At 74.0% G+C, this 25,947-nt stretch carries 25 protein-coding genes; 16 read left to right on the forward strand and 9 right to left on the reverse strand.

Annotation, left to right across the window (positions count from 1 at the left end):
• Complete coding sequence (locus FXF68_RS28005) at positions 1 to 1,011, forward strand: LacI family DNA-binding transcriptional regulator (protein WP_148764299.1); 1,011 nt, start codon at positions 1 to 3, stop codon at positions 1,009 to 1,011.
• A 12-nt stretch (positions 1,012 to 1,023) separates the two neighbouring features.
• A complete protein-coding gene (locus tag FXF68_RS28010; RefSeq protein WP_148764300.1) occupies positions 1,024 to 1,512 on the forward strand; it encodes a nucleoside deaminase in 489 nt (162 codons plus the stop codon).
• 62 nt (positions 1,513 to 1,574) lie between these two features.
• On the opposite strand, the gene FXF68_RS28015 is transcribed toward FXF68_RS28010, so the two are convergent.
• The gene (locus FXF68_RS28015) at positions 1,575 to 1,898 is read right to left on the reverse strand and encodes a protealysin inhibitor emfourin (protein WP_187438143.1); all 324 of its coding nucleotides are present in this window, start codon (positions 1,896 to 1,898) and stop codon (positions 1,575 to 1,577) included.
• Positions 1,899 to 1,983: 85 nt separating this feature from the next.
• Positions 1,984 to 2,373, reverse strand: a complete 390-nt coding sequence (locus FXF68_RS28020) for an SSI family serine proteinase inhibitor (protein ID WP_148764304.1) — start codon at positions 2,371 to 2,373, stop codon at positions 1,984 to 1,986.
• Positions 2,374 to 2,619: 246 nt separating this feature from the next.
• Here FXF68_RS28020 and FXF68_RS28025 point away from each other — a divergent pair, with 246 nt between their 5' ends.
• Both FXF68_RS28025 and FXF68_RS28030 read left to right on the forward strand, forming a co-directional pair.
• Entirely contained in the window at positions 2,620 to 3,255 is a 636-nt protein-coding gene (locus FXF68_RS28025) for a hypothetical protein (protein WP_148764306.1), read from the forward strand.
• A gap of 1 nt (position 3,256) precedes the next feature.
• Positions 3,257 to 3,871 carry a hypothetical protein gene (locus tag FXF68_RS28030; protein WP_148764307.1) on the forward strand — a complete coding sequence of 205 codons (615 nt, stop codon included), beginning with the start codon at positions 3,257 to 3,259 and terminating at the stop codon, positions 3,869 to 3,871.
• A 21-nt stretch (positions 3,872 to 3,892) separates the two neighbouring features.
• On the opposite strand, the gene FXF68_RS28035 is transcribed toward FXF68_RS28030, so the two are convergent.
• From FXF68_RS28035 to FXF68_RS28050, 3 genes are all read right to left on the reverse strand, one after another.
• A complete protein-coding gene (locus FXF68_RS28035; protein WP_148764309.1) occupies positions 3,893 to 5,323 on the reverse strand; it encodes a protein kinase domain-containing protein in 1,431 nt (476 codons plus the stop codon).
• A gap of 22 nt (positions 5,324 to 5,345) precedes the next feature.
• On the reverse strand, positions 5,346 to 6,137 hold the full coding sequence (locus FXF68_RS28040) for a putative hydro-lyase (RefSeq protein WP_148764311.1): 792 nt from the start codon (positions 6,135 to 6,137) through the stop codon (positions 5,346 to 5,348).
• Positions 6,138 to 6,456: 319 nt separating this feature from the next.
• A complete protein-coding gene (locus tag FXF68_RS28050) occupies positions 6,457 to 7,686 on the reverse strand; it encodes an NRAMP family divalent metal transporter (protein ID WP_148764313.1) in 1,230 nt (409 codons plus the stop codon).
• A gap of 161 nt (positions 7,687 to 7,847) precedes the next feature.
• Between FXF68_RS28050 and FXF68_RS28055 the strand changes: the two genes are divergently transcribed.
• Entirely contained in the window at positions 7,848 to 8,543 is a 696-nt protein-coding gene (locus tag FXF68_RS28055; protein WP_148764315.1) for a GntR family transcriptional regulator, read from the forward strand.
• Between the two features lie 3 nt (positions 8,544 to 8,546).
• Here FXF68_RS28055 and FXF68_RS28060 read toward each other — a convergent pair whose 3' ends face one another.
• Entirely contained in the window at positions 8,547 to 9,191 is a 645-nt protein-coding gene (locus FXF68_RS28060) for a GntR family transcriptional regulator (RefSeq protein ID WP_246178980.1), read from the reverse strand.
• Between the two features lie 219 nt (positions 9,192 to 9,410).
• On the opposite strand from FXF68_RS28060, the gene pdhA reads away from it, so the two are divergent.
• Genes pdhA through FXF68_RS28075 form a run of 3 tightly spaced genes read left to right on the forward strand, consistent with a single transcriptional unit; the run spans position 9,411 to position 12,824 of the window.
• Entirely contained in the window at positions 9,411 to 10,523 is a 1,113-nt protein-coding gene (pdhA, locus tag FXF68_RS28065; protein ID WP_148764319.1) for a pyruvate dehydrogenase (acetyl-transferring) E1 component subunit alpha, read from the forward strand.
• Between the two features lie 10 nt (positions 10,524 to 10,533).
• Positions 10,534 to 11,547 (forward strand): alpha-ketoacid dehydrogenase subunit beta, encoded by a 1,014-nt coding sequence (locus FXF68_RS28070; protein WP_148764321.1) that lies wholly within the window; start codon positions 10,534 to 10,536, stop codon positions 11,545 to 11,547.
• Positions 11,544 to 12,824, forward strand: coding sequence for a dihydrolipoamide acetyltransferase family protein (locus FXF68_RS28075; RefSeq protein ID WP_148764323.1), 1,281 nt, complete (start codon positions 11,544 to 11,546; stop codon positions 12,822 to 12,824). The genes FXF68_RS28070 and FXF68_RS28075 overlap by 4 nt, the downstream gene beginning before the upstream one ends.
• A 25-nt stretch (positions 12,825 to 12,849) precedes the next feature.
• Here FXF68_RS28075 and FXF68_RS28080 read toward each other — a convergent pair whose 3' ends face one another.
• Positions 12,850 to 13,635, reverse strand: a complete 786-nt coding sequence (locus FXF68_RS28080; RefSeq protein ID WP_148764325.1) for an SDR family NAD(P)-dependent oxidoreductase — start codon at positions 13,633 to 13,635, stop codon at positions 12,850 to 12,852.
• A 261-nt stretch (positions 13,636 to 13,896) separates the two neighbouring features.
• Between FXF68_RS28080 and FXF68_RS28085 the strand changes: the two genes are divergently transcribed.
• From FXF68_RS28085 to FXF68_RS28115, 7 genes are all read left to right on the forward strand, one after another.
• Entirely contained in the window at positions 13,897 to 15,462 is a 1,566-nt protein-coding gene (locus FXF68_RS28085; RefSeq protein ID WP_148764327.1) for a DUF4331 domain-containing protein, read from the forward strand.
• Complete coding sequence (locus FXF68_RS28090) at positions 15,462 to 16,787, forward strand: tetratricopeptide repeat protein (protein ID WP_148764329.1); 1,326 nt, start codon at positions 15,462 to 15,464, stop codon at positions 16,785 to 16,787. Before FXF68_RS28085 ends, FXF68_RS28090 begins: the two co-directional genes overlap by 1 nt.
• Positions 16,784 to 18,205, forward strand: coding sequence for a nickel transporter (locus tag FXF68_RS28095; RefSeq protein WP_148764331.1), 1,422 nt, complete (start codon positions 16,784 to 16,786; stop codon positions 18,203 to 18,205). The genes FXF68_RS28090 and FXF68_RS28095 overlap by 4 nt, the downstream gene beginning before the upstream one ends.
• A 62-nt stretch (positions 18,206 to 18,267) precedes the next feature.
• A complete protein-coding gene (gene sigK, locus FXF68_RS28100) occupies positions 18,268 to 18,855 on the forward strand; it encodes an ECF RNA polymerase sigma factor SigK (protein ID WP_148764333.1) in 588 nt (195 codons plus the stop codon).
• Positions 18,852 to 19,688 (forward strand): anti-sigma factor, encoded by an 837-nt coding sequence (locus FXF68_RS28105; protein ID WP_148764335.1) that lies wholly within the window; start codon positions 18,852 to 18,854, stop codon positions 19,686 to 19,688. The genes sigK and FXF68_RS28105 overlap by 4 nt, the downstream gene beginning before the upstream one ends.
• 82 nt (positions 19,689 to 19,770) lie before the next feature.
• The gene (pnuC, locus tag FXF68_RS28110) at positions 19,771 to 20,424 is read left to right on the forward strand and encodes a nicotinamide riboside transporter PnuC (protein ID WP_148764337.1); all 654 of its coding nucleotides are present in this window, start codon (positions 19,771 to 19,773) and stop codon (positions 20,422 to 20,424) included.
• A complete protein-coding gene (locus tag FXF68_RS28115) occupies positions 20,421 to 21,527 on the forward strand; it encodes an AAA family ATPase (RefSeq protein WP_148764339.1) in 1,107 nt (368 codons plus the stop codon). Before pnuC ends, FXF68_RS28115 begins: the two co-directional genes overlap by 4 nt.
• A gap of 20 nt (positions 21,528 to 21,547) precedes the next feature.
• On the opposite strand, the gene FXF68_RS28120 is transcribed toward FXF68_RS28115, so the two are convergent.
• The gene (locus tag FXF68_RS28120) at positions 21,548 to 22,729 is read right to left on the reverse strand and encodes an ROK family protein (RefSeq protein ID WP_222870120.1); all 1,182 of its coding nucleotides are present in this window, start codon (positions 22,727 to 22,729) and stop codon (positions 21,548 to 21,550) included.
• A 237-nt stretch (positions 22,730 to 22,966) separates the two neighbouring features.
• Between FXF68_RS28120 and FXF68_RS28125 the strand changes: the two genes are divergently transcribed.
• The gene (locus tag FXF68_RS28125) at positions 22,967 to 24,229 is read left to right on the forward strand and encodes an ABC transporter substrate-binding protein (protein WP_148764341.1); all 1,263 of its coding nucleotides are present in this window, start codon (positions 22,967 to 22,969) and stop codon (positions 24,227 to 24,229) included.
• Positions 24,230 to 24,233: 4 nt separating this feature from the next.
• On the opposite strand, the gene FXF68_RS28130 is transcribed toward FXF68_RS28125, so the two are convergent.
• Complete coding sequence (locus tag FXF68_RS28130) at positions 24,234 to 25,889, reverse strand: carboxylesterase/lipase family protein (RefSeq protein ID WP_148764343.1); 1,656 nt, start codon at positions 25,887 to 25,889, stop codon at positions 24,234 to 24,236.
• Positions 25,890 to 25,947 lie beyond the last annotated feature (58 nt).

A 25,947-nucleotide genomic window follows, 5' to 3' on the forward strand; every position in this document is an offset into this window, starting at 1 on the left:
ATGACGGGTAGGGGCGGGCGGCCGACCCTGGAGGAGGTCGCGGCGCGGGCCGGGGTCGGCCGCGGCACGGTGTCCCGGGTGGTGAACGGCTCGCCGCGGGTCAGCCCGCAGGCGCGCGCGGCGGTGCTGAAGGCGATCGACGAGCTCGGCTACGTGCCGAACCGCGCGGCGCGGCAGCTCGTCACCCGCCGCACCGACACGGTGGCGCTCGTCGTCGCCGAGTCCGACCAGCGGCTGTTCCACGAGCCGTACTTCGCCGGGATCATCCGCGGGATCAGCAACGGGCTCGGCGACACCGGGCTGCAGCTCCTGCTCGCGCTCGCCCGCTCCCCCGCCGAGTACGACCGGCTGGAGGACTACCTCACCGCCCAGCACGTGGACGGCGTGCTCCTCACGTCCCTGCACGCCGAGGACCCGCTGCCCGCCAAGCTGGAGGCGGGCGGCGTGCCGACCGTGCTCGGCGGGCGGCCGCCCGGCCTGCACCCGGTCAGCTACGTCGACGTCGACAACCGCAGCGGGGCCCGGGAGGCCGTCGCGCACCTCGTCGCGCAGGGGCGGCGGCGGATCGCGACCATCGCCGGTCCGCAGGACATGGGCGTCGGCATCGACCGGCTGGCCGGCTACCGGGACGCGCTCGCCGCCGCCGGGCTGCCCGAGCGCGTCGAGTACGGCGACTTCGGCGAGGCCAGCGGGGTCGCGGCGGCGGAGCGGCTGCTCGCCGCCGAGCCCGGCCTGGACGCGGTGTTCGCCGCCGACGACCCGATGGCGCTCGGCGCGCTGCGGGCGCTGCACCGGCACGGCCGCGGCGTCCCGGACGACGTGGCGGTGATCGGGTTCGACGACTCGGCCGCCGCGCCGCTCGCCGACCCGCCGCTGACGACCGTCCACCAGTCGCCGGAGGAGATGGGCGTGGAGATGGCGCGGCTGCTGGTGTCCCGGATCCGCGGCGAGACGCTCCCGGACCCGGTGGTCATCCTGCGCCCTCACCTGGTCCTTCGCGAGTCTGCCTGACATGATCCGGGCATGGCATACGAACCGACCGACGGCGAGCTCGTCCATCTGAAGCGCTGCGTGGAGCTGGCCGCCGAGGCGCTGGAGGCGTCCGACGAACCGTTCGGAACGGTCCTCGTGGGGGCGGACGGCAAGGCCCTGTTCGAGGACCGCAACCGCACGGCGGGCGGCGACCACACCCGGCACCCGGAGTTCGAGGCCGCGCGCTGGGCGGCGAACAACCTGTCCGAGGCGGACCGGGCGGCGGCGACCGTGTTCACGTCCGGGGAGCACTGCCCGATGTGCTCGGCCGCGCACGGGTGGGTCGGGCTCGGACGCATCGTCTACATCCTGTCGGCCGCGCAGCTCGCGGCGTGGCGGGCGGACCTCGGCGTCCCGCCCGGCCCGGTCACGGCCTTCCCGATCCAGGAGGTCGTGCCCGGCATCCAGGTGGACGGGCCGGTCGCGTCCCTGGAGTCCGCGATGCGCGACCTGCACACCCGGGCCGCGGCCCGCCGCTGAACCGACGACCGAAGGCGCGCCGTCTCCTTTCCGCGGACGGCGCGCCTTCTCCTGTAAGGCGGTCAGCGGGCGAGCAGCGCGTCGAGCCGCTCCACCGCCGCCCGCCAGTCCGGCGGCACCCGGCAGCGCGTCGCCCGGCGCCCCCGATAGGTGAGCGTGTAGGTGAAGTGATCGGCCACCTGGCATCCGGCCGGTGACGATCGCGTGGTCACGATCCGGCGGAGCGCGGCGCGCAGGCCGCGCATTTCATCGTCCCGCAGCATGATCTTCCGGTCGCGGACGAGCGCCGTCCCCGAATCGTCGACGGTCACGCGGTCGTCGAGCCCGGCGAATCCGCCGGTCCGCTCATAGGTCACCAGGACGTCCGGTCCCGTATGGGCCAGCATTGCGTCGAAGCCCTCCATTTCGGGCGGGCCGCCGGAAAGCACGCCGGGTCCCGTCCGGCGGCCCGCGGGTCGGCGATCAGCGCCCTTACCGGAAAAGGATTCCGCCGGTCTCCCGCACCGCCGCGCACCGGTTGCCATAGGTGCGGGCGAAATGCCGGGGCGCGCCGTGCCAGCGCCCCTCGGCGCGGACCCGGACGGGCGCGTACTCCAATGTGCACACCCCGTCCTGCGCGGGAATGCGCGATACCTCGCCGCGCACGGATTTGAGCTGCGCACAGGCTCGGCGTGGATCCTGGTGGGTGCCTCCGTCCGGGTCGCAGGTCAGCGTGCGGACGGTGCCGTGCCCCCGCTCGGGCGTCACCCACAGCCGGTAGGCGGCGGCCGGTTCGCGCGCCTGCGCGGGCGCCGCCTGCGCGATGACGGCCATTCCCGTCGCCAATACGGCCCAGCGGAGACGGGCACGCGACTTGTGCATGTCTTCCTCCCAGTTTCTGCCCGCCGCGATCCGCGGCGTCGGCCGCCCGGACGTCGAATCGCCGTGGCGTCCCGCCAATGGGCGCGCCACAAATCCCCCAAAGAAGGTCAATTCCGGTCTCGGGTCGGCCGTCGGTGAACTCCGAAATCGAGTCTGCCCATTTTTCCAATGCCGCGAAGCCGGAATGGGGCGGACGGCCGCGGTATCGCCCGCGAGCCCGTACACACCGCGCTAGGCTCGCATGTCATGACCGACCTGTTGAATTCGCCCTTCCTGAAGATCGAACAGCAGTCGTCGCAGCTCGACTACCGGATCGAGGGCGAGAACGACCTGCCCCTCGGTCACGCGACGCAGGTCGCGGGTCCGAAACCGCGCAAGGGACTGCTCGGCATGTTCGGCTCGGGCCTCAAGAACGCGAGGGTCGTCGTCCAGGTCGGCGGGCTCGACGGCGCGCCGCTGTTCTACGTCGACCACCAGGACGGCGCGCCGGTCGCGGTGGTGGCGCCCGGCGGCGCGGTGATCGGCCGGTTCCAGTACGACCTGCAGGGCGTGGCGCGGCAGATGGCGGCGGGCGGCATGATGGGCGCCATGTTCGGCCGCGCGCCCGCGATGCGGCACCGCCTGCTCGACGGCGCCGACCGTCCGCTGTGCGAGCTGGCGTGGGAGATGCGGCAGGTCGGCACGCCCGGCGACGACACCCTCCGGTGGATCCCGGTCGGCTGCGACTACACCGACGTGAACGGGCAGCTCATCGCGCACGCCGACGTCCGGGAGGCGACCTTCAAGGACCGGTACGTCCTGCAGCTCATGTACCAGCTCCCCGAGCCGCTGCGCACGATGGTCATCGCCTCGCCCCTCGCCTTCGACCTGACCCGGAGCTGACGTGCCGTCCCTGTACGAAGCGCTCACCTGGACGATCGACGAGCCGCAGCGGCCGCGCGAGTACGTCGTCCACGACGGCGGGGAACTGCTCGCCAGCGTCACCCGCGTGCCCGTCCAGCGGCAGGACGAGGCGGCGATGCCGTACGCGAACCCGCACGCCCAGTACGACGAGACCCGCACGGTGGTCTGCGTCGCCGGGCCCGACGGGACGCCGTACTTCTACGTCGACCGCACCAACGACCCGATGCGCCCGCAGCCCGCCTACGTCGTCGCGCCGAACGGCGGCCTGATCGGCTCGGTCGCGGTCATGACGGGCGGGCTGGGCGGCGTCGTCAAGCTGATGTCCGGCAAGCGGGGCGGGCGCTACGGGCTCCTCGACGCGCAGCGCAACGAGATCGCGTTCGTGACCGGGCCCGGCATGCGGAACCCGAACGAGGAGGGCACGATCACCGATCCCGGCGGCACGCGGATCGGGTCGTATCTGACCGCCCACTCCCCCTACAACGACCGGCGTCGGCGCCACACCGTCCGGGTGTTCGCACCCCTGCCCGAGCCGCAGCGGACGCTCGTGCTCGCGTCGCTGATCGGCGTCGAGCTGATGACCCCGGCGAGCTGATGACCCGGGCGAGCCGACCGGTCAGCTCCGGCACTCGCCGCCGTTGAGCGTGAAGCGGGACGGCACGCCGTTCGCGCCGTCCTGGCGTCCGAGGAAGCCGAACTCGGCCGTCCCGCGCGGCGGGATCGAGCGGTTCCAGCCCGCCGCCGTGACGGTGACCGCGGCGCCGTTCTGGCTGCCGCCGCCGTTCCAGAGCTGGACGATCGACTGCCCGTCCGGGAACTCGAAGCCGAGCGTCCAGCCGTCGATCGCCCGGTCGCCGAGGTTCGTGATGCGGACCGACGCCTGGAAGCCCTCCGGCCACGTCCCCTGGAGTCGGTAGGACACCGAGCACGCCGTAGACGGTGGCCTGCTCGTCGCGGACGGCGATCGCGGCCGTCCCGCGCTCGCCCGGTCGGACGAGTCGGGCGCCAGCGCGGCCAGCAGCAGCGCCACGAGGGCCAGGGCCCCGACCGCGGCGCCGCCGATGAGCAGCGGTCTCCGGAAGGAGCGCGGTGCGGGGGGCGGCGGATCCTGCGGCGGCGGCTCGGCCAGGACGCGCGTCGGGTTCGGCGCGGGCTCGGGCAGGACGGGCGGACCGGCCAGGACGCCGGTCGCGTCCGGCGGCCCCGGCGGCTCCGGCGACTCGGGCGTCCAGCGGCCGTGCTCGGCGGGACGGGCGTCGTCCCCGCCGTGCCGCGTCGCGAGCTGGACGCCGCCCGCCGCCGCGAGCACCCGGGCCGCCTCCGCCGCCGTCGGCCGGTCCTCCGGACGCTCGGCGAGGCAGCGGCGGCAGAGCGCGGCGACCTCGTCCGGCACGTCCGGCGGCAGGGACGGCGTCGACACCGGCAGCCCGGTCAGCGCCTCGTGCAGGACGACGCCCAGCGAGAACACGTCGGCGGCCGCCGTGGGCGCGGCGCCCGTCAGCAGCTCGGGCGCGACGTAGGCGGGCGTGCCGAGGACGGGCCCGCCCGCCGTCGCCGGGCCGGTGAACGCGATCCCGAAGTCGAGGACCTTCACCCCGACCGGGGTGAGGAAGATGTTGGCTGGCTTGACGTCGCGGTGGACGATCCCCGCGGCGTGGGCGGCGGCCAGCGCGTCGGCGACCCGCGCGCAGACCCCGGCGGCCTCCCGCCAGGACAGCGGGCCGCGGGTCAGGCGGGCGGACAGGCTCTCCCCGTCCAGCAGCTCCATGACCACGTAGGGGACGGTCCGCGTCCGGCCGTCCTGCTCGCCGTAGTCGTACACGCCGGTGATGCTCGGGTGCGTGAGGCCCGCGGCCGCCTTCGCCTCCTGGCGGAGCCGCCGGGTGAACTCCTCCGGCCAGCCGTCCTTGGGCACCTTGACGGCGACGGCGCGGTCGAGGACGAGGTCGACCGCGCGCCAGACGGTCGCCATGCCGCCCGCGCCGAGCGGTCGTTCCAGGCGGTAGCGCTCCCCGAGGCGGTCGCCCGGGGCGACGATCTCGGGCATGGGGAGCAGCCTATGCCCGGGATCAGGGCACGAGGTACCGGCTGTCGCGGGCGTCGGTGATCGCCATGTGGCCGGGCGCGTGCCCGATCGCGAACTTCGGCCGGGACGCCGCCACGGCCGCCTGCGGGGTCACCCCGCACGCCCAGAACACGGGGATCTCGTCCACCCGGACGTCGACCGGGTCGCCGTAGTCGGGCCGTCCGAGGTCGTCGATGCCGAGTTCGACCGGGTCGCCGACGTGGACGGGCGCGCCGTGCACGGACGGATACCGCGCCGTGACCCGGACGGCGTCCGCGACCTGCGCGGCCAGGACGGGACGCATCGACACGACGAGCGGCCCGCCGAACTCCCCGGCGCGGCGGCACATGCGGTTCGTCCGGTACATCGGGACGTTCCGGCCCTGCTCGACGTGCCGGACGGGCACGCCCGCCTCCCGCAGCGCCGCCTCGAAGGTGAAGCTGCACCCGATGAGGAACGAGACGAGGTCGCCCCGCCAGTATCCGGTCACGTCGGGGACTTCGGCGACCGGCTCGCCGTCCTCGTAGACGACGTAACCGGGAAGGTCGGTGCGCAGGTCGCCGGAGAACAGCGACGCGGACGTCTCTCCGGGCTCGGTCACGTCCAGGACGGGGCACGGCTTCGGGTTGCGCTGGGCGAACAGCAGCAGGTCGTAGGCGTGTTCACGGGGCACGGCGATCAGGTTCGCCTGCGTCCAGCCCCGGCACCAGCCCGCGGTGGGGGCGCGGAGCCCGGCGCGGAACAGGGCCCTCGCCTGGCCGGGCGACAGCTCGCCCGGATTGATCGGGGCGCTCATGAATCCCCCCGGTACCGGCGGATGCCGTGTCGGCCGAGTCGGTGCCGGCGAACACGGTGTCGGCGGACGCGGTGGCCCCCGAACCCGATCCCGTTCGCCGCCGCGTCCGCGGGGACACCGGGCGGCCGGCCGTCCGCGGGCCGGAGCGAGTCCGGGTCTGCGGCACCCGACACCCCCACGCCGAGTGCCGCATGACCCGGACGCCCCAGGTACCGGACTGTCGCCAGCGGCCCTGTAGGGGGAACGCGCGGCCCCGGGCGCATGGTTCCCGGACGCGCCGGACTTTTCGCGCTATGTATGGGAATCAGCACATCGTCCCTCATTTCCACAGGTCATCGAGGTCGGACAGGGCGTTCCAGCCGAGGTAGAGCGACAGCAGCCACGCGGCGACGCCGAGCGCGAGCAGCCAGACCGGGTACCGGTAGCCGCCGAGGAGGTCGCGCCGCCGTCCGGCCGCCCAGAGCAGGACGCCGAGCCCGAACGGCAGGATCATCCCGTTCAGCGCGCCCGCGAGGACGAGCAGCTTCGCCGGGGCGGTGCCGAGCACGAGGTAGATCGCGGCGGAGACCGCGATGAACGCCACCACGAGGCGGTTGCGGTGCCGCTCGACGAACGTCGAGAACGACACCAGGAACGACACCGACGTGTAGGACGCGCCGATCACCGACGTGATCGCCGCCGCCCACATGATCACGCCGAACAGCCGCAGCCCGGCGCCGCCCGCCGCGTGCTGGAAGGCCGACGACGGCGGGTTCTCCTTGGCGAGCGTCACGCCGCCCGCGACGACCCCGAGGACGGCGAGGAACAGCAGCACCCGCATCAGCCCGGTGACGAGGATGCCGGTGACCGCGCTCCGGTTGATCTCCTTGACGTTGCCCGCGCCGGTCAGCCCGGACTCGATCATGCGGTGCGCGCCCGCGTAGGTGATGTAGCCGCCGACCGTCCCGCCGATCAGGGTGGTGATGACGAGGAAGTCGACGGTCTCGGGCGCGACGCTCTGCCGCAGCGCGTCGCCGAGCGGCGGCTCCGACACGAACGCCACGTACAGCGTCAGGAGGATCATCGCCGCGCCGAGCACGATGACGATCCGGTCCATCGCGACCCCGGCCCGGCGGCTGAGGAAGACCGCGATGGCGACCAGCGCGGACAGCGCGCCGCCGAGCTTGACGTCCAGGCCGAGCAGCGCGTTCAGACCGAGCGCCGTGCCCGCGACGTTGCCGATGTTGAACACGAGGCCGCCGAAGACGTCCAGCGCGGCGAGGCCGTAGCCCGCGCCGGGCAGGACGCGGTTGCCGAGCTCCTGCGCGCGCATCCCGGACACGCCGACGACGCGCCACACGTTGAGCTGGATCGCGATGTCCACCAGCACGGACACGAGGATCGCGAACGCGAACGCGGCGCCGAGCCTGGCGGTGAACACGGTGGTCTGGGTGATGAAGCCGGGTCCGATGGCGCTGGTCGCCATCAGGAACATCGCGCCCGCGAGCGCGGCGCGGCGGGAGCGGGCGGGTGGCGAGGGGGGCTTTTCCAGGGTGGTCCGGTCCGTCATGGGGGCTGACCTTCCAGGGGTGCGACCTTTCCGCCAGGGTAAAGATTGTTGAACAATCCTTCAATCCTTTTGTAGGGTTATTTCTGGCGCGGCTGGGATAGCCTGGCCGTCGCACCGACGTCGAAGCGCGTGGCGTCCGCCGCCACCGGGAGGGCAGGCCGATGCCGACGCAGGAGTCGTGGCTCGACGAGATCGCGGCGGCGCGGCACGGGCTGGATCGCTCCAGCACCGCCGCCCGGGTCGCCGACCTGCTCCGCGAGCAGATCACCGACGGGCGGCTCGTCCCCGGGGCCCGGCTCCCCGAGGAGGACCTCTGCCGCGCCGTGAAGGTGTCGCGCAACACGATGCGGGAGGCGTTCCGGCTGCTCGTCCAGGAGCGGCTGCTCGTGCACGAGTTCAACCGCGGGGTGTTCGTCCGGCGCGTCACCGCCGAGGGCCTGGCCGACCTGTACCGCGTCCGGCGGATCCTGGAGTGCGAGGGGGTGCGCTGCGCGCCGGACGCGCCCGCCGCCGCGCTCGCCCGCGTCGAGGCGGCGGTCGCCGACGGCGAGCGCGCCGCCGGGGCGGGCCGCTGGGCCGACGTCGGCACCGCCGACATCCGCTTCCACCGGGCGCTCGCCGGGCTCGTCGGCAGCCCGCGGGTGGACGAGATGACCCGGCACCTGCTCGCCGAGATGCGGCTCGTCTTCCACGAGATGGGCTCGCCGCGCGAGTTCCACGAGCCCTACCTCGCCCGCAACCGGCGCATCCACGACCTCCTGGCGGACGGCGACCCGGCGGCGGCCGAGCGCGAGCTGCGCTCCTACCTGGACGACGCCGAGGCGCAGCTCACGAGCGCCTACCGCGCGAAGGGCTAGCGATCAGGACCGGCGGCCGGGCGCGTAGTTCATGACGTGGTCGTGCAGGAGCTGCGGTGCGCGCGGGTCGCGGCGGCGGAACGCCTCGATCAGCTCGGCGTGCTCGGCCGACTTGGAGTAGATCTCCGTCTGGTGGAGGCGCAGGGACAGGGTCGTCCACAGCTCGATGCCGAGGCCCTCCCAGACCGAGACGAGCAGCCGGTTCCCCGCCGACTCGACGATCTCGCGGTGGAAGGCGATGCTGAGCCGCATCTGCTCGACGAGGTCGCCGTCCCGCGCGGCGGCGGCGAGCCGCCGGTTGTGCTCTTCGAGGGCGTCCATGCGGTCGTCGAGCCGGGGCAGGGCGAGCTCCACGGCCGTCCGCTCCAGCCCGGCCCGGACGGGGAAGATCTCCGCGAGGTCCCGCTCGGTGAAGTCGCGGACGCGGGCGCCCCGGTTCGGCAGCGACTCGATCAGCCGCTGCGCCTCCAGCTGGCGCAGCGCCTCCCGGACGGGACCCTGGCTGACGCCCAGCTCGGCGGCGATCCGGCGCTCGACGACGCGCTCGCCGGGCTCCCACCGGCCGGAGCTGATGCCGTCCACGATGAACTCGCGGATCTGGTCGGCGAGGCCGGTGCGGAGCAGATGGGCTGGGGTCGGCGCGTTCACGGACGACATGTTAGACGGCACGTCCGTAAGTGACCCTTGACGGGCTGAGCGGTGGCGGGAGCGGGACGCGAGCGGAGCGGAGGGCGGCGGCCCGGCCGTTTCCGGGGGGTCTAGGGGGTGTCCTCCCAGGTAGGATCGAATATGATCGATCATAGATCAATGATGATCGGGAGCGTCTGGTGATCCTATGGCGCTGCCCCGGACAGAGGAAGGTCGCCGATGACTGAGACCGTCCGATCGGCTCCCCGAGCCGCGCGATCGAGGACGCGCGGCGCGAAGACCCCCCGGCCGGAGACCGCGGCGGCGACGCCTCCGGTCCCGGCGGCGGACGCCGATACGCTCGTCGGCTACTACCGGCAGATGCTGCTCATCAGGCGGTTCGAGGAGCGGGCCGCCCGCGCCTACACCGAGGCGAAGATCGGCGGCTACTGCCATCTGAACCTGGGCGAGGAGGCCACGGTCGTCGGGCTGATGGCGGCCCTGCGCCCCTCCGACTACCTCTTCACGAACTACCGCGAGCACGGCTACGCGCTGGCCAAGGGCATCGGCGCGGACCGCGTGATGGCGGAGCTGTACGGCCGGTCGACCGGCGTGTCCAAGGGCTGGGGCGGGTCGATGCACCTGTTCGACGCCGAGGCGCGGCTGCTCGGCGGGTACGGGATCGTCGGCGGCCAGGTGCCGCTCGCGGCCGGGGCGGCGCTCGCGGTGTCCTACAAGGGCGGCGACGAGGTCGTCATGTGCCACATGGGCGACGGGACGACCGCGATCGGCGCGTTCCACGAGTCGCTGAACATCGCGGGCCTCTGGGACCTCCCGGTCGTCTTCGTCGTGATCAACAACGGCCTCGGCATGGGCACCACCGTGGAGAACTCCGCCGCCGAGCCCGAGCTGTACCGGCGCGGCGCCGCGTACCGGATGGAGAGCGCCCGGGTGGACGGCACCGACGTCGTCGCCGTCCGGGACGCCGCCCGCCTCGCCGTGGAGCGCGCCAGGTCGGAGAGCAAGCCGTACCTGCTGGAGACGACGAGCCCGCGCCTCAAGGGCCACTCGGTCGTCGACCCGGCCCGGTACCGGTCCAAGGAGGAGAAGGAGGCCCTCAAGGCCGCCGACCCGCTGGCCCGGACGGCGCTGGAGCTGGAGGAGGCCGGGATCCTCTCCCACGACGACCGCGACAGGCTGGACGCCGAGGTCACGGCCGAGGTCGACGCGGCGGCCGCGTTCGCCGACGAGAGCCCGGCGCCCGACGCGTCCACGCTGTTCGACTACACCTACGCCACCCCCGTCCCGGGCGAGCTGCGCAGGCTCCCCGCCGACCCCGTATTCGGCTCCTGAGAGGCACCCCATGGCAACCGTGACCTACCGCCAGGCCCTCCGGGACACCCTGCGCGCCGAGATGCTGCGGGACGAGAACGTCTTCCTGATGGGCGAGGAGATCGGCCTCTTCGAGGGCTCCTACAAGATCACCGAGGGGCTGCTCAAGGAGTTCGGGCCGCGCCGCGTCCGGGACACCCCGATCGCCGAGGAGGGCTTCGTCGGCGCCGCCATCGGCGCCGCGATGCTCGGCCTCCGCCCGGTCGTCGAGATCATGACGATCAACTTCTCGCTGCTCGCGCTGGACCAGATCGTCAACCACGCCGCGAAGATCTACGGGATGTTCGGCGGGCAGGCCAGCGTGCCGATGGTGATCCGCACGCCGGGCGGCGGCGGGCAGCAGCTCGGCGCCACCCACTCGCAGAACGTCGAGCTGTTCTACTCGTTCATCCCCGGGCTGAAGGTCGTCGCGCCGAGCACGCCCGCCGAGGCGTCCGCGATGCTCAAGGCCGCGATCCGGGACGACGACCCGGTGCTGTTCCTGGAGAACCTCGCGCTCTACAACACCAAGGGCGAGCTGCCCGTCCCCGTCGAGGACGTCGAGCCCGCCGAGATCGGCCGGGCGGGCGTCACCCGGCCCGGCGCCGACATCACGATCATCGGCTACTCGCGGATGGCGCGGGTCGCCGCCGAGGTCGCCGATACCCTCGCCGCCGAGGGCGTGTCCGCCGAGGTCGTCGACCTGCGCAGCCTGCGCCCGCTGGACCGCGCCACGATCGTCGAGTCGGTCCGCAGGACGGGCTGCGCGGTCGTCGCCGAGGACGACTGGCTCACCTACGGCATCGGCGCCGAGATCGCCGCGACGATCCAGGAGGGCGCGTTCGACTGGCTGGACGCCCCCGTCCGCCGGGTCGCGATGGCCGAGGTGCCGCTGCCCTACGCCAAGTCCCTGGAGTCGGCGGCGCTGCCGTCCGCCGAGTCCCTGCTCACCGCCGCCCGCGCCACCCTCCGCGCCACGGGCCGTGTCCTGGAGACCGCCTCATGACCGACATCCTCATGCCCCGCCTCTCCGACACGATGGAGGAGGGCGTCATCAGCTCCTGGCAGAAGAAGCCGGGGGACGAGGTCGCGGTCGGCGACGTCATCGTCGACATCGAGACCGACAAGGCGGTCATGGAGTACGAGGCGTACGAGGCCGGGGTCCTGGAGAAGATCCTGGTCGCGGAGGGCGAGACCGCCGCGATCGGCGCGCCCATCGCCGTCCTCGCGCCGGTCGGCGGCGCCGCCGCCGCGGCTCCCGCCGCCGCCCGGCCGGAGGCCGAACCGGAGCCGGAACCGGCGCGCGAGCCCGAGCCGGTCGCCGCGGCCCCGGCGGCGCAGGCGGCCCCTGCCCCCACCTCGGCCCCTGCCCCGGCACCGCAGCGTTCGGGACGGTCGCGTCCGCCGTCGTCTCCGCTGGCCCGGCGGCTGGCCCGCGACCACGGCCTCGACCTGGCGACGCTGAGCGGCTCCGGTCCGGGCGGACGGATCGTCCGCGCCGACATCGAGGCCGCGATCCGCACCACCGCGCCCGCCCCGGCACCCGCGCCCGCACCGGCGCCTGCGGCCCCGGCCGTGCAGGCGCAGGCCGTCGACGACCCGGACGTCGAGGCCGTCCCGCTGAACCGGTTCCGGAAGGTCGCGGCGCTGCGGCTCACCGAGAGCAAGCGCGAGGCGCCGCACTTCTACCTGAACCGGGAGGTGGACGCCGAGCCGCTGCTGGCGTTCCGCGCCACGCTGAACGATGCGCTCGCCCCGGCCAAGGTCAGCGTCAACGACCTGATCGTGAAGGCGGTCGCGACCGGGCTGCGCGAGCACCCGGCCGTGAACGTGTCCTACACCGAGGAGAACCTCCTCTTCCACAAGCGCGTGCACGTGGGCGTCGCGGTCGCGGTCGAGGACGGCCTGCTCGTCCCGGTCATCAAGGACGCCGACCGCAAGAGCGTCTCGGAGATCGGGCGCGAGACGCGGGAGCTGGCGGGTAAGGCGCGGGCCGGGAAGCTGTCCCCGCAGGAGATGAGCGGCGGGACGTTCAGCGTCAGCAACCTCGGCATGTTCGGCGTCGACTCGTTCTCCGCCGTGATCAACCCGCCGGAGGCGGCGATCCTCGCGGTGGGCGGCATCCGGGACGAGCCCGTCGTCCGGGACGGGCAGGTCGTCCCCGGCAAGCGCCTCGCGCTGACGCTGTCGGTCGACCACCGCGCCACCGACGGCGCGACGGGCGCGAAGTTCCTGGACCGGCTCGCCACGCTGCTGGAGAACCCGCTGCTGATCGTCGCCTAGCCGCCGGGCGACCCGCCCGGCGCGGCTAGAGCATGACCCGGCCTCCGGCCACGTCGACCGTGAGGCCGGTCAGCCAGCCCGCCTGCGCGGACGCGAGGAACAGCGCGGCGCCCGCGACGTCGCGCGTCTCCCCGATCCGGCCGAGCGGGTGGGACGCCGCGACCGTCCGCTGCACCTCGGGCGACATGTACCGGTCGGTGCGCTCGGTGCGGATCGTGCCGGGCGCGACGCAGTTGACGCGGACGCCGTCCGCCCCGACCTCGGCGGCGACGTGCCTTGTCAGCGCCTGGACGCCCGCCTTCGCCGCCTCGTAGGCGACCGGCGCGCCCCACGGGTTGCCGAGCTCGCGGCCGCCGCCGCCCGGCAGGTTCGTCGGGAGCCGCCCGGCCGAGGACGACATCGTGACGACCGCGCCCGCCCGGCGCTCCTGCATGCCGGGCAGGAAGCTCTTGAGCGTGAGGAACGTCGCGGTCAGGTTGCCGTCGACGACCGACCGCCACTCCTCCTCGGACATGGCGGCGGTCGGCCCGGGACGCGCGATGCCGCCCCCGGCGAACGCGCACAGCACGCCCGCCGGGCCGAGCTCGTCCTCGATCCGCTGTCGGGCGGCCTCGATCGCGGCGAGGTCGGTGACATCGGCGACCACCCCGATCCCGCCGATCTCCTTGGCGACGCCGTCGAGGGCGGCCTGGTCGCGTCCGATGACGGCGACCCTGGCGCCCTCGGCGGCGAAGGCGCGCGCCGTGTCGGCGCCGATTCCGCGCGAACCGCCGGTGACGACGACGACCGTCCCGCTGAGCTCGGGGTACATGGCTTCTCCTCTGCGCTCTCCTACTGCTTCCCACCTGCGCCTTCAGTCTGAGTGAGCACTCACTCATTGTCAAACGGACGCCCCGGCGGGTTGGCCGTATCCGGCCATCGGGGGCACGGGACCAATCAGATCCGGGCCGGGCCGCGAAGTAGTCGCGGGCATGGCGAAGAGACCGGTCGATCCGGCGTCGCGGCAGACCTAGCCCAGCGCCACCGAGGCGCCGCCGCGACGGGAGTCCGGAGACCGGGAGGGGTAGCAACGATGCCGACCGTTCGTCCGACCACTCATCCGACCGTGACGCGGATCGCCGCGCTGGTCGCCGCCGGGGGCCTGCTCCTCGCGGGCGGGTTCGCCGGGCTCGTGCCGCGGCAGAGCACCGCGTCCAGCCACCGCGAGGCGCCGCTCATCTCGGGGCAGCCGCAGTACGACAACACCGACGTGTACGCCTTCGTCAGTCCGGACAAGCCGGACACGACGACGCTCGTCGCGAACTTCATCCCGTTCGAGGACCCGGCGGGCGGGCCCAACTTCTACAAGTTCGCCCGCGACGCCCGCTACGACTTCAACGTCGACAACGACGGCGACGCGCAGCCGGACCTCATCTACCGGTTCGAGTTCAACGACTTCCTGAAGAACGGCAACACCTTCCTCTACAACACCGGGCCGGTGACGAGCCTGGACGACCCCGACCTCAACTTCACCCAGACCTACGACCTGACGTTGATCCGGCAGAAGGAGGGCAAGGTCACCGGCGTCAGCAAGCTGGCCGACAACGCGCCCGTCGCGCCGTCCAACGTGGGCAAGGCGTCCATGCCGAACTACCCGGTGCTGCGCCAGCAGGCGATCAAGCAGCTCGGGAACGGCGCGACCGCGTTCGCCGGGCAGGCCGACGACTCCTTCTTCATCGACCTCCAGGTCTTCAACCTGCTGTTCGGCGGGAACCTCAAGGAGGTCGGCGACGACACCGTCAGCGGCTACAACGTGAACACGCTGGCCGTCCAGGTGCCGACGAAGGACCTGGTCACCGGCCAGGACCCGGTGATCGGCGTCAACTCCACCGTGCAGCGGCAGACCGCGGGCGGGGACTGGACGCAGGTCTCCCGGCTCGGCGCCCCGCTGGTGAACGAGGTGGTGATCCCGCGCGGGAAGAAGGACACGTTCAACGCGTCCAACCCGTGGGCGGACGCGCAGTTCGCGCAGTTCGTCACCGACCCCGAGGTGCCGAAGCTGATCCAGCAGCTCTACAAGATCCCGGCGCCCGCGACTCCGCGCAAGGACCTCGTCCAGGCGTTCCTGACCGGCGTGCCGGGGCTGAACCAGCCGAAGAACGTGCGGCCGGCCGAGCTCCTGCGACTCAACACGTCGATCAAGCCGACCGCGAAGCCGGACCGGCTCGGCGTCCTCGGCGGCGACGTCCAGGGCTTCCCGAACGGGCGGCGGCTCACCGACGACGTCACCGACATCATCCTCCAGGCCGCCGAGGGCGAGCTGCTCGGCAACAAGAACGACCTCGGCGACGCGGTCAACGCCAACGACCTCCCCTTCGACAAGGCGTTCCCGTACGTGGCGGCTCCCCGGTCCGGGACGGACGCCCGCGGCAAGACGCCGGGCGTCAAGACGTCCGGGCAGCGCACGGGCGCGAACGGCAAGCCGATGAGCTTCCTCAACGCCGGCGCGACGGAGAGCACGGCCGGTGACGGTGACGGGTCCGCGCTGCTCGGCGCGCTGCCGGTCGCCGCGCTGGCGGGCGGCGCGACGTTCGTGCTGACCGGCGGCCTGCTGTGGTGGCGGCGCCGGAGCCCCATGACGGGACGGCACGAGAGCTGATGCGCCGTCGTCCCCTGATCGCCGGGGCCTCGGCCGCCGGACTCGCCGTGGCGTTGACGCTCGGAGCGGCGGTGGCCCCCCACCGCCCCTCCGGAGTGCGCGCCACGGCCGGGTCCGGCGTCGCCGGGGCCCCGGCCTCCGGCGTCGCGGGGCTGCAGGCGCGGCTCCGCGACCAGCCGCACGACGCCGCCGGATGGGCGTCGCTCGGCCTCGCGTACGTCGAGCAGGCCCGGGTCACCGGCGACACCTCGTACTACCCGAAGGCCGACGGCGTGCTGCGGCGCTCCCTGGCGGAGGCGCCCGGCAACGACGGCGCGCTCGCCGGGCTCGGCGCGCTGGCGGCGGCCCGGCACGACTTCCACGGGGCGCTGCGGAACGCCGACGCGGCGCTCGCGGCGAACCCGTACGGGCAGCGGGCGGCGGCCGTCCGGGTGGACGCGCTGGTCGAGCTCGGCCGCTACCCCGAGGCGCTCGCGGCGGCGCGGCGGGCGGACGCGGCCCGGCCGGGCATCCCGATCTTCACGCGGCTCGCGTACGTGCGGGAGCTGCGCGGCGAGGTGAAGGAGGCCCGCCGCGTGCTGGACCTGGCGGCGACCTCCGCGACCGACCGTGGCGACCTCGCCTACATCTCGACCGCGTCCGGCGAGATGTCCTGGAACGACGGCGACCTCGGACGGGCCGAGCGCGAATACGCGGAGGCGCTGCGCGCGTCGCCCGGCTACGTGCCCGCGATGGCGGGCGCCGCCCGTGTCCGCGCCGCGAAGGGCGACGTCGCGGGGGCGCTCGCCGGGTGGGCGGAGATCGTCCGGCGGCTGCCGCTGCCGCAGTACCTGACCGAGTACGGCGAGCTGCTGGAGTCGGCCGGACGCCGCGCCGAGGCGGACCGCCAGTACGCCGTCGCGGCGACCTGGGCGCGGATCGCGAAGGCCAACGGGGTCGACGCCGACCTGGAGACCGCGCTGTTCGAGAGCGACCACGGCTCCCCGGCCGAGGCGCTGCGGGCGGCGGAGGCCGAGTACGGGCGGCGCTGCCCGGGGCCCGCCCGCGTCCGGCAGTGCAGCGTCCACGCGGCGGACGCGCTGGCCTGGGCCCTGCATCGCAACGGCCGGGGCCGGGAGGCGGTCCGCTACGCCCGCCAGGCGACCGCGACCGGCTACCGCCGCGCCGAGTTCCGCTTCCACCTCGGCGTCATCGAGAAGGCCGCCGGGGACCGCGCCGCCGCCCGCCGCGACCTGGCCGAATCGCTGCGCCGCACCCCTCGGTTCTCCCCGCTCTGGGCGCCCCGCGCGAAGGCCGCCCTGGACGACCTCGGAGGCACCCCGTGATCACTCTCGCGCTCGCGGCCGGGCTGGTCGCCGCGCACCCGCTCGGGAACTTCACCGTGAACCACTACGACGGGCTCGTCGCGGCCCCGCACGAGTTGCGGATCGACCACGTCGAGGACCTCGCGGAGATCCCCGCCGCGCAGGCGCTGCCCGACCTGGACACCGACCACGACGGGCGTCCGTCCGGCCCCGAGCTGGCCGCCTGGGCGGACGGGACGTGCCGCCGCGCCGCCTCGTCGTTCCGGGTCACCGTGGACGGGCGGGCGGTGGTCGCGACCGTCCGGGCGGCGTCGGCGACGGCGCCGTCCGGGCAGGCTGGGCTGCCGACGCTGCGCGCCGAATGCCGCGTCACCGCCCCGGCCGGGCCCGGCGCGATCTCCTTCCGGACCGGCGAGGCGGACGGACGGGTCGGCTGGCGGGAGGTCACCGCGCAGGGCGACCGGATGACGCTGACCTCCTCGGACGTGCCCGCGACGTCGCGCAGCCGCCGCCTCACCGCCTATCCGGGCGACATGCTCGCCTCGCCGCTCTCCCAGCGGTCGGCGACGCTCACGGTGCGGGACGGCGGGCCGCCGCTCGCCGCGCCCGCCGCCGGCGGCGGACCCGAGCGCCTCCTCCCCCGCGGGACGGACGGCCTGACGCAGCGGTTCACGTCCCTGGTCGCGAGGCATGACCTCACGCCGGGTTTCGCGCTCCTCGCGTTCCTGGTGGCGCTGGCGCTCGGCGCGCTGCACGCCCTCGCGCCCGGCCACGGCAAGACGATCATGGCCGCGCACGCCATCGGGTCGGGACGGCGGCGGATCCGGGACGTCCTCACCCTCGGCCTGACCGTCACCGTCACGCATACCGCCGGGGTTTTCGCGCTCGGGCTGCTCGTCACGTCCGGGACGCTCCTCGCCCCGGACACGGTGTTCCCCTGGCTCGGCGCGGCGGGCGGCGTCCTCGTCACGGCGGCGGGCGCGGTCCTGCTGCGCCGCGCCCTCCGCGCCCGCCACCACACCCACGGCCATGGGCACGGTCACGGTCACGGCCATGGGCACGGACACGGACACGGGCATTCGCATGGGCCGCCGCGGCGGGACGGGGTCGTGCTGATGGGGCTCGCGGGCGGGATGGTGCCGAGCCCGTCGGCGGTGGTGGTACTGGTCGGCGGCGCGGCGATCGGACGCGCGTGGTTCGGGGTCGTGCTCGTCCTCGCCTACGGGCTCGGGCTCGCGGTGTCGCTGGTGTCGGTCGGCGTGCTGGTGGCCGGGTCCGGGCGCGTCCTGGCCCGGCGGGTCGGGACGGGACGAGCGCTGGCCGGGCGGCGCATTCCGGCCATCCGGAGATGGGTTCCGTCCGGAATGATGCCTATCGGGTCGTCCGCGACGGTCGTCGTCCTCGGGGTCGGCCTGACGCTGCGCAGCCTCGTCCTGTGACCCCCGATCCCCGGCGGGCCGTGGCGTGCGGTGGCCGGACGACCCACCGAGGGGAGCGCGGCATGCCATCGGAGACGGGACCGCCGGAACCCGGCGCCGCGCCCGGGCACGACGCGGACGCGCTGCTCGGCCGCGTGGCGCGCGGCGACGAGCGGGCGTTCGAGCGGCTGTACGGCGTGGCGGCGGCGCCGGTGCACGGGCTCGCCCGGCGGGTCGTCCGCGACCCGGCGCTGGCGGAGGAGGTGACGCAGGAGGTCATGATCGAGGTGTGGCGGTCGGCGGCGCGCTTCGACCCGGCGCGCGGGTCCGCGCTGGCCTGGATCATGACGATCGCGCACCGCCGGGCCGTGGACCGGGTGAGGCGCGAGCAGAGCGCCGGTGACCGGGAGGCGCGGACCGCCGCCGGTCCGCCCGGAGCCGCGCACGACCCGGTCGGCGAGCGGGTGGAGGCGCGGCTGGAGCACGAGCGCGTCCGGCGCTGCCTGCGGACGCTCACCCGGCTCCAGCGCGAGACCGTGACGCTCGCCTACTACGCGGGGCATTCTTACCGTGAGGTCGCCGAACTCGTCGGCGCGCCGCCGAACACGGTGCGGACCCGGATGCGCGACGGCCTCATCCGCCTGCGCGACTGCCTGGGGGTCGAGCGATGACCGAGGACCTGCACGCCCTCACCGGCGCGTACGCGGTGGACGCGATCGACGACCCGGGCGAGCGCGCCCGCTTCGAGGCGCACCTCGCCGGATGCGAGCCGTGCGCGGCGGAGCTGCGCGAGTTCCAGGCGACGGCGGCGCGGCTCGGCATGGCGGTCGCCGAACCACCCCCACCGGAACTCCGCGCCCGCGTCCTGGCCACGATCCGAAACGTCCCGCAGACGCCCCCGGCCCCGGCGGACCACCCGGGGCCCGGACGGGCGTCCCCCGCCCAGGCAGGCGGCGCGGTGCCCGGACGGGTGGCCCCCTTCCCGGCGGGCGGCGCGGCGGGCCGGGTGCCGGGGCGGCGGGCGGACCCGCGTCCGCGTCCGCGCCCGCGGCGGTGGCGGCGCGCGGTCGCCGCCGGGCTGGCCGCCGCCGCGTGCCTGGTCACGGCGGCGTCCGTCACGCAGGTCGTCCGGGAAAGGCAGCGGGTGGAGCGTGCCGAGGCCGCGTACCGGGACGTCGCGTCCGTGCTGTCCGCGCCCGACGCCCGCGCCGCGACCGGACGCGCCGCCGGCGGCGGGACGGTCACCGTCGTCGCCTCCGCGGCGCGCGGACGGGCCGTCGTCGCGTCCTCCGGACTCCGGCCGCTGCCGCCCTCCCGGACGTACCAGCTCTGGCTGATCGGCGTGGACGGCCCCCGCTCGGCCGGGCTCCTGCCCGCCGACCGAAGCCGCCCCGTCGTCGCCGGGAACTGGCGCCCGACCGACAGGGTCGGCCTCACCGTCGAACCGGCGGGCGGCTCGGCCCAACCGACCTCAACGCCGCTGGTCCTCCTCCTGCCCGCCTGACCCGTCGGATCAGGCTCGGGTGAGCGGCGCGTCGCCGTCCGCCCCCTTGTCGTCGCTCTGACGAGATGTGATCATAGGGGCCGTGTCGGTGAACGTTCCGCTCGGTCCGCTGCTCGATCCCGCCTTCCACCTCGGCGATGTCCCGACGACCTGGGCGGAGCTGCTCGGCTTCGCGACGGGCGCGGTCAACGTATGGCTCGTCGTCCGGCAGAACATCTGGAACTGGCCGGTCGGGATCGCGAACGTGATCCTGCTCGGCCTCGTGTTCCTGGACGGCGGCCTGTACGCCGACTCCGGGCTCCAGATCGTCTACGTCGCGCTCCAGCTCTACGGCTGGTGGGTGTGGCTGTACGGCGGTGAGGGCCGCGACCGGCTCCCGGTGCGGCGCACCCGGGCGGCCGAATGGGCCGCGCTCGCCGTCGCGGGCGCCGCCGGGACGGCCCTGCTGACCTGGGCCCTCTCCGCCTGGACCGACTCGACCGTCCCCTTCTGGGACGCCCTCACCACCGCGATCTCGCTGGCGGCGACGTACGGGCAGTCGCGCAAGCTGCTGGAGTCGTGGTGGCTGTGGATCGCCGCCGACCTCGTCTACATCCCCCTCTACTTCTACAAGGACCTGAAACTGACCAGCGCGTTGTACCTCGTGTTCCTGACGCTGTGCGTGTCCGGCCTGCTGGCGTGGCGGCGCGACCTGCGCTCCGGGGGCGTCGCGGGCCCGGCGGTCCAGCCCGCGTGAGGTACGCGCACGGGCTGGTGATCGGCAAGTTCTACCCGCCGCACGCCGGGCACCGCCATCTGATCGACACGGCCGCCGCGGCGTGCGACCGGGTGACCGTGGTCGTCGCGGCGTCGAGCGTGGAGAGCGTCCCGCTGCCGCTGCGGACGGCCTGGCTGCGCGAGGCGCACCCGCAGCCGCACGTGGAGATCGTCCCGGTGGTGGACGACACGGAGATCGACTACGGGTCGGACGAGATCTGGTCGGCGCACGTCGCGGCGTTCCGGTCGGGCGTCGCGACGCGGTCGGGCCTCGGCGTGTCCGTCCCGCCCGTGGACGCGGTGTTCAGCTCCGAGGAGTACGGCCCCGAGCTGGCGAAACGGCTCTCGGCCCGGCACGTCCCGGTCGATCCGGCGCGGAGCCGGTTCCCGGTGAGCGGCACCGCCGTCCGGGACGATCCCGTGGCGCACTGGGAGTTCCTCGCGCCGCCCGTCCGCGCGTACCTGGCGCGCCGGGTCGTCGTGGTGGGCGCCGAGTCGACCGGGACGACGACGCTCGCCCGCGCCCTCGCCGCGCACTACGCGAGCCGGGGCGGGGTCTGGGCGGCGACCCGCTGGGTGCCGGAGTACGGCCGGACGTTCACCGAGGAGAAGCTCGCCGCCGCCCGCCGCGAAGCGCGCGACCCGTCCCTGTGGCTGGACGACCTGACCTGGGAACCGGCCGACTTCGTCCGCATCGCCGAACACCACGCGGTCATGGAGGACGCCGCCGCCCGCTCGGGTTCCCCGCTGCTCGTCTGCGACACCGACGCGTTCGCCACGGCCCTCTGGCACGAGCGCTACCTGGGCGGTCCCTCGGCCGCGGTGGAGGCCGTCCACGAGCGGAACCCGCACCACCTGTGGATCCTCACCTCCCCGGACGGCGTCCCCTTCGAACAGGACGGCTGGCGGGACGGCGCATCCATCCGCTCCTGGATGTCAGCCCGCTTCGAGGAAGAACTCGGACAACGCTCCCTCCCCCACATCAAGGTGAAGGGCCCCCACGATCAACGCTTGGCAGCCGCCATCACGGCCACCGAAGCCCTCCTCTCCAAAGCCTGGCCCTTCACCACCCCCCTGGGATGAAGCCGTGATCAGGGCGACGGTCACTGGGCTGCCTCGTGCTCGTCGGCGGCCGAGGAAGCGGTGTCGGCCGGGCGGTCCAGGCGGAACAGGTCCTCGTCGATGCGGTCCAGGGCGAGCCGGACGGCGCCGAGGCCCACCGACTCGTCCCCCAGCTCGGACGCCTCGATCCGGACCGGGCTCGGGCACAGCGGCGCGACCCGCCTGCGCAGTTCGGCGACCAGCGCGTCCCCGGTCCTGATCAGCGGCCCGCCGAGGACCACCATCTCCGGGTCGAGGACGAGCGCCATCGCGGCGATCCCGCGCGCCATCCGGGCGGCGAGCCGCTGGACCGCGTCCCGGGCGGCGGGGACGCCGCGGGCCGCGTCCGCCAGCACGCGCTCGGCCTGCTCGAACAGCGGGCCCGGGTCGGCGTCCGGGACGAGCGCGGCGGTGGTGTCGCGCAGGCCGAGCTCGGGCAGCATGCCGATCTCCCCGGCCGCGCCCCAGCGGCCCCGGTGCAGGCGCCCGCCGAGGAGCGCGCCCATGCCGGTGTGCAGCGCGGCGTGGACGCAGACGACGTCGTCGGCGTCGCGGGCGGCGCCGCGCCAGCGTTCGGCCAGCGCGGCGAGGTTGGCGTCGTTCTCCACGAGGACCGGGCAGGGGAACGAGCGGCCGAGCTCGCGGGCGAGGCGCACGCCCGTCCAGCCGGGGATGACGGTGCAGGACGTGACCGTCCCGTCCGGCGCGACGACGCCCGGCGTCCCGGCGGCGACCGCCCACAGCGACCGCCGTTCGACGGACGCGTCCCGCAGCCCGGCCTTCACCGCGGCGCGGACGGCGGCGATCCGCTCGCGCGGCGGGGCCTGCTCCGCCAGCCCGGCGACGTGGCCGCCGACGACCGCGCCGGTCAGGTCGGCGACGACGACCCGCGCGCGGCGCGCGTCGATGTCGACGCCGAGCGCGTGCCCGGCGCGCGCGCGGAAGCGGTAGCGGCGGGCGGGGCGGCCGAGCCCCGCGCCGGGACGCGGCGCGTCCTCCGCGACGAGGGCGCGCTCCATCAGCTCGCCGAGCACGCCCTCGGTGGTGGGCCTGGACAGCCCGACCCGCGCGGCCAGCTCGGACAGCGTGCCCTCGCCGCCGTCGCGGAGCTCGCGCAGCGTCGCGGCGGAGTTGAGGCGGCGGAGCATCGAGGGGTCGCCCCCGTGCAGGGAGTGTGGCGTCACGGCACCTCTTGGACAGCGATCCGGCGGACGACGCCCATTATTCCAAGGCCACTTATGAAAGACACTTGCATAATTATGCGCCGACGGCCGGGCGGCGTCCGGCCAGGATATCGAGGCCGGGGACGCCGCCGCCGTCCCCGGCGAACGCGCGTCCGCCGGCATGTTGGAACGGTACGGTCATCGGGGCTCAAGCCCGGATCAATCCGGAGAATTCCCTGCGAAAGGCGCGATGCCGTCATGACGACCCGGTCCCTGCGGGGCGGCGCCGCCGCGCTGTCCCTCGGGCTGCTGCTGAGCGGCTGCGGCGGCTCGTCCGGCTCCCCGGCGGGGGCCGGCGGGCGCGGCACGATCACGGTCGCCACCGGCAAGGACCTGACGCGGACCGTCCCGAAGCTGGTCGACGCCTGGAACCGCGCGCATCCGAAGGAGAGGGTCAGGCTCGTCGAACTGCCGGAGGACGGCGACCAGGCGCGGCGGCAGCTCGTCCAGAACATGCGGATCAAGTCGCATGCGTACGACGTCGTCCGGCTCGACGCGGTCTGGACGGCGGAGTTCGCCGCGCACCGCTGGATCCCGCCCCTGCCGGACGGTCTCCTGGACACCGCCTCGCTCGTCCCCGCCGCGCTCGCTACCGGCCGGTACCGGGGCAGGCTCTATGCGGCTCCGTGGCTGACGGGCACAGGCGTCCTGTACTACCGGAAAGACCTGCTCGCCGGAGCCGGGATCCCGAACCCGCCGACGACCTGGGACGAACTGCGCGCCGCCTGCGCGAGAGTCCAGCGGAAGGCGAAAGGCGTCGACTGTTACGCGGGCCAATTCAGCGAATACGAGGGACTGACGGTGAATTACGCCGAGGCCGTCCAGTCGGCGGGCGGCGAGGTGTTCGACTCGTCCGGCAGGCCGCAGGTGACCACCCCGGAGGCCAAGGCCGGTCTCCGATTCCTCGTGGACGGCTTCGAGAACGGCACGATCCCCAAGAAGGCGCTCACGTTCAAGGAGGAAGAGGGCCGCCGCGCATTCCAGGAGGGCCACCTCGTCTTCCACCGCAACTGGGCGTACGTGTACGCGCTCGCGTCCGCGGATTCCAGGGTGGCGGGCAGGTTCGGCGTCGCGCCCGTTCCGGGAGAGGACGGCCCGGGCTCCGGGACGCTGGGCGGCGACAACCTCGCGGTCTCGGCGTTCTCCGAGCACCAGGCCACCGCCCGCGACTTCATCGCCTACATCGTCAGCGCTCCGGTGCAGCGGCAGTACGCACGCGCCCAGTCGTTCCCGCTGTCCCTGGCCGCGCTCTACCACGACCCCGAAATGGTCAAGCTGTATCCGTACCTGCCCACTCTGAGGCAGGGCATGGAGAAGGCGAAGCCCCGTCCGGTGGTGGTTCGCTACAACGAGGTGAGTACCGCCGTCCAGAAGCACGTCACCGACGCCATCACCGGCAAGAGAACGGTCGACCAGGCATCGGCCGAGCTCCAGCACGCCCTCTCCGCCCTGACCAGGTGAGCGTCTACGACGGCGAGCCGATGGTCTTCCAGAAGGCGCACCGGTGTTCCGCGCCGCGGTCGGTCCGGCCGATCGTGGTGGTTCCGAGTGATTGCACCCAACCGTCGCCCTGGAAGGGCGTCCAGCGGGGCTGTCCGCTGCCGTTGGGGTTTCCGGTGGCGGCGAACCGGGTCCAGTAGCCGATCATGGTCGCGGAGAGCCGTTGCTGGGCGGGCGTCTGCGGGCCGGGGAGTTGCTCGTCCTCGAACAGGTACTGCAGTTCGGCTCCGTGGAACGCGCCGGTGGGGAAGTTGGGTTCGGGCAGGGTGCTGAACCACGGCGCCGTCTCGTCCGCGAACTCGTAGGCGTAGACCGGAGTGTGCGCGGCGAGTGCGCGGTCCCGGCCTTGGGCGGGGCATCCCCAGGCCCAGTCGGTCACGACCGTGGACAGTGCCTCGCCCGCGGAGTGGAAGTCGGCGACCGGGTACCGGGCCAGAACGCGCCGCAGATCAGCCGGGCTGAACAAGGCGGCGAGTTGCTCGCGGTAGCTCTCCGGAGTGGTGACCTGTTCGGTGGCGACCTCGATCGCCGCGGTGAACAGGTGGTGTTCGTCCCGGGTGGTTCCCTGCATGACGGGGACGCGGTTGAAGCGACCGGTCGCGAATGCGCGCTCGGGGCTGAGCGGCAGGAAGCCCCCGCCGACGGTGGGACCCGACCCGACACCGACGTCGGACAACTTGGCCAGTTCGCTGACGTCCTTCTTGTCGCGCAGGCAGGCCGCCGCGGTCGCCGGGTCGGCGCAGCCGAGTTCGGCCGCCGCCTTGAGACCGTTCTCCTCACGGACGGCGCGGGGCAGCGGGAACCAGGTCGGAGGGCCCGGCGACCACTTGTCACCGGTGCACTGCGCGCTCTGCACGATCGCGCGGTGGAACAGCCCCGCCGATGTCGGCGCGGCGAGCTGGGCGCAGACGCTGGTCCCGCCCGCGGACTCGCCGAAGATCGTGACGTTGCCGGGGTCGCCGCCGAACGCCGCGGCGTTGCGCCGCACCCAGCGCAGCGCAGCCTGCTGGTCTTCGAGGCCGAAGTTCCCCGACAGGTTCCGGGCCTTGCCGTGGTCGAGCGCCGGGTGGGTCAGGAATCCGAAGATTCCGAGCCGGTAGTTCGGGCTGACCACGATCACGTCGCCTTCGGCGGCCAACCGCCGCGCGCCGTACAGGCTGGCGGCGCCGTTGATGAACCCGTTGCCGTGGATCCACACCATCACCGGCAGTTTGCGTTTCCCGGTGGCGCGCGGCGTGGTGACGTTGAGGAACAGGCAGTCCTCCGCCGTGCTGGGCTCATCGATCACCCCGCCGGCCTGGGCGCAGCGGTTGCCGGGCTTGGTGGCGTCCCGCACGCCCCGCCACGGCTCGGCCGGTTGCGGCGAGGCCCAGCGCAGGTCGCCCTCCGGTGGCGCGGCGTACGGAATCCCCTGGAACACCCTGGCCGTCGAATCGACCCTGCCGCGGACAGCGCCGGCATCGGTCTGAACCACGGTGTCGCCGCGATCCGGTGACAGCGCCCCGGCCGCCCCTCCGCCGACGATCGAGCTCGAGAGCAACGCCGCGGTCAGCAGCACCACCACACCGCCGAGCCGTCGGGTGCGCCGGCCCGGCGCGTGGTGTCGATCCAGCAGTTCCATGGCGTGCTCCCCTGATTATTTGTGTGTGGGCCACACTAATTTAAGTGTGAGGCATACA

Origin of the sequence: Actinomadura decatromicini (genome assembly GCF_008121305.1) — a bacterium.
Taxonomy (GTDB): domain Bacteria; phylum Actinomycetota; class Actinomycetes; order Streptosporangiales; family Streptosporangiaceae; genus Spirillospora; species Spirillospora syzygii.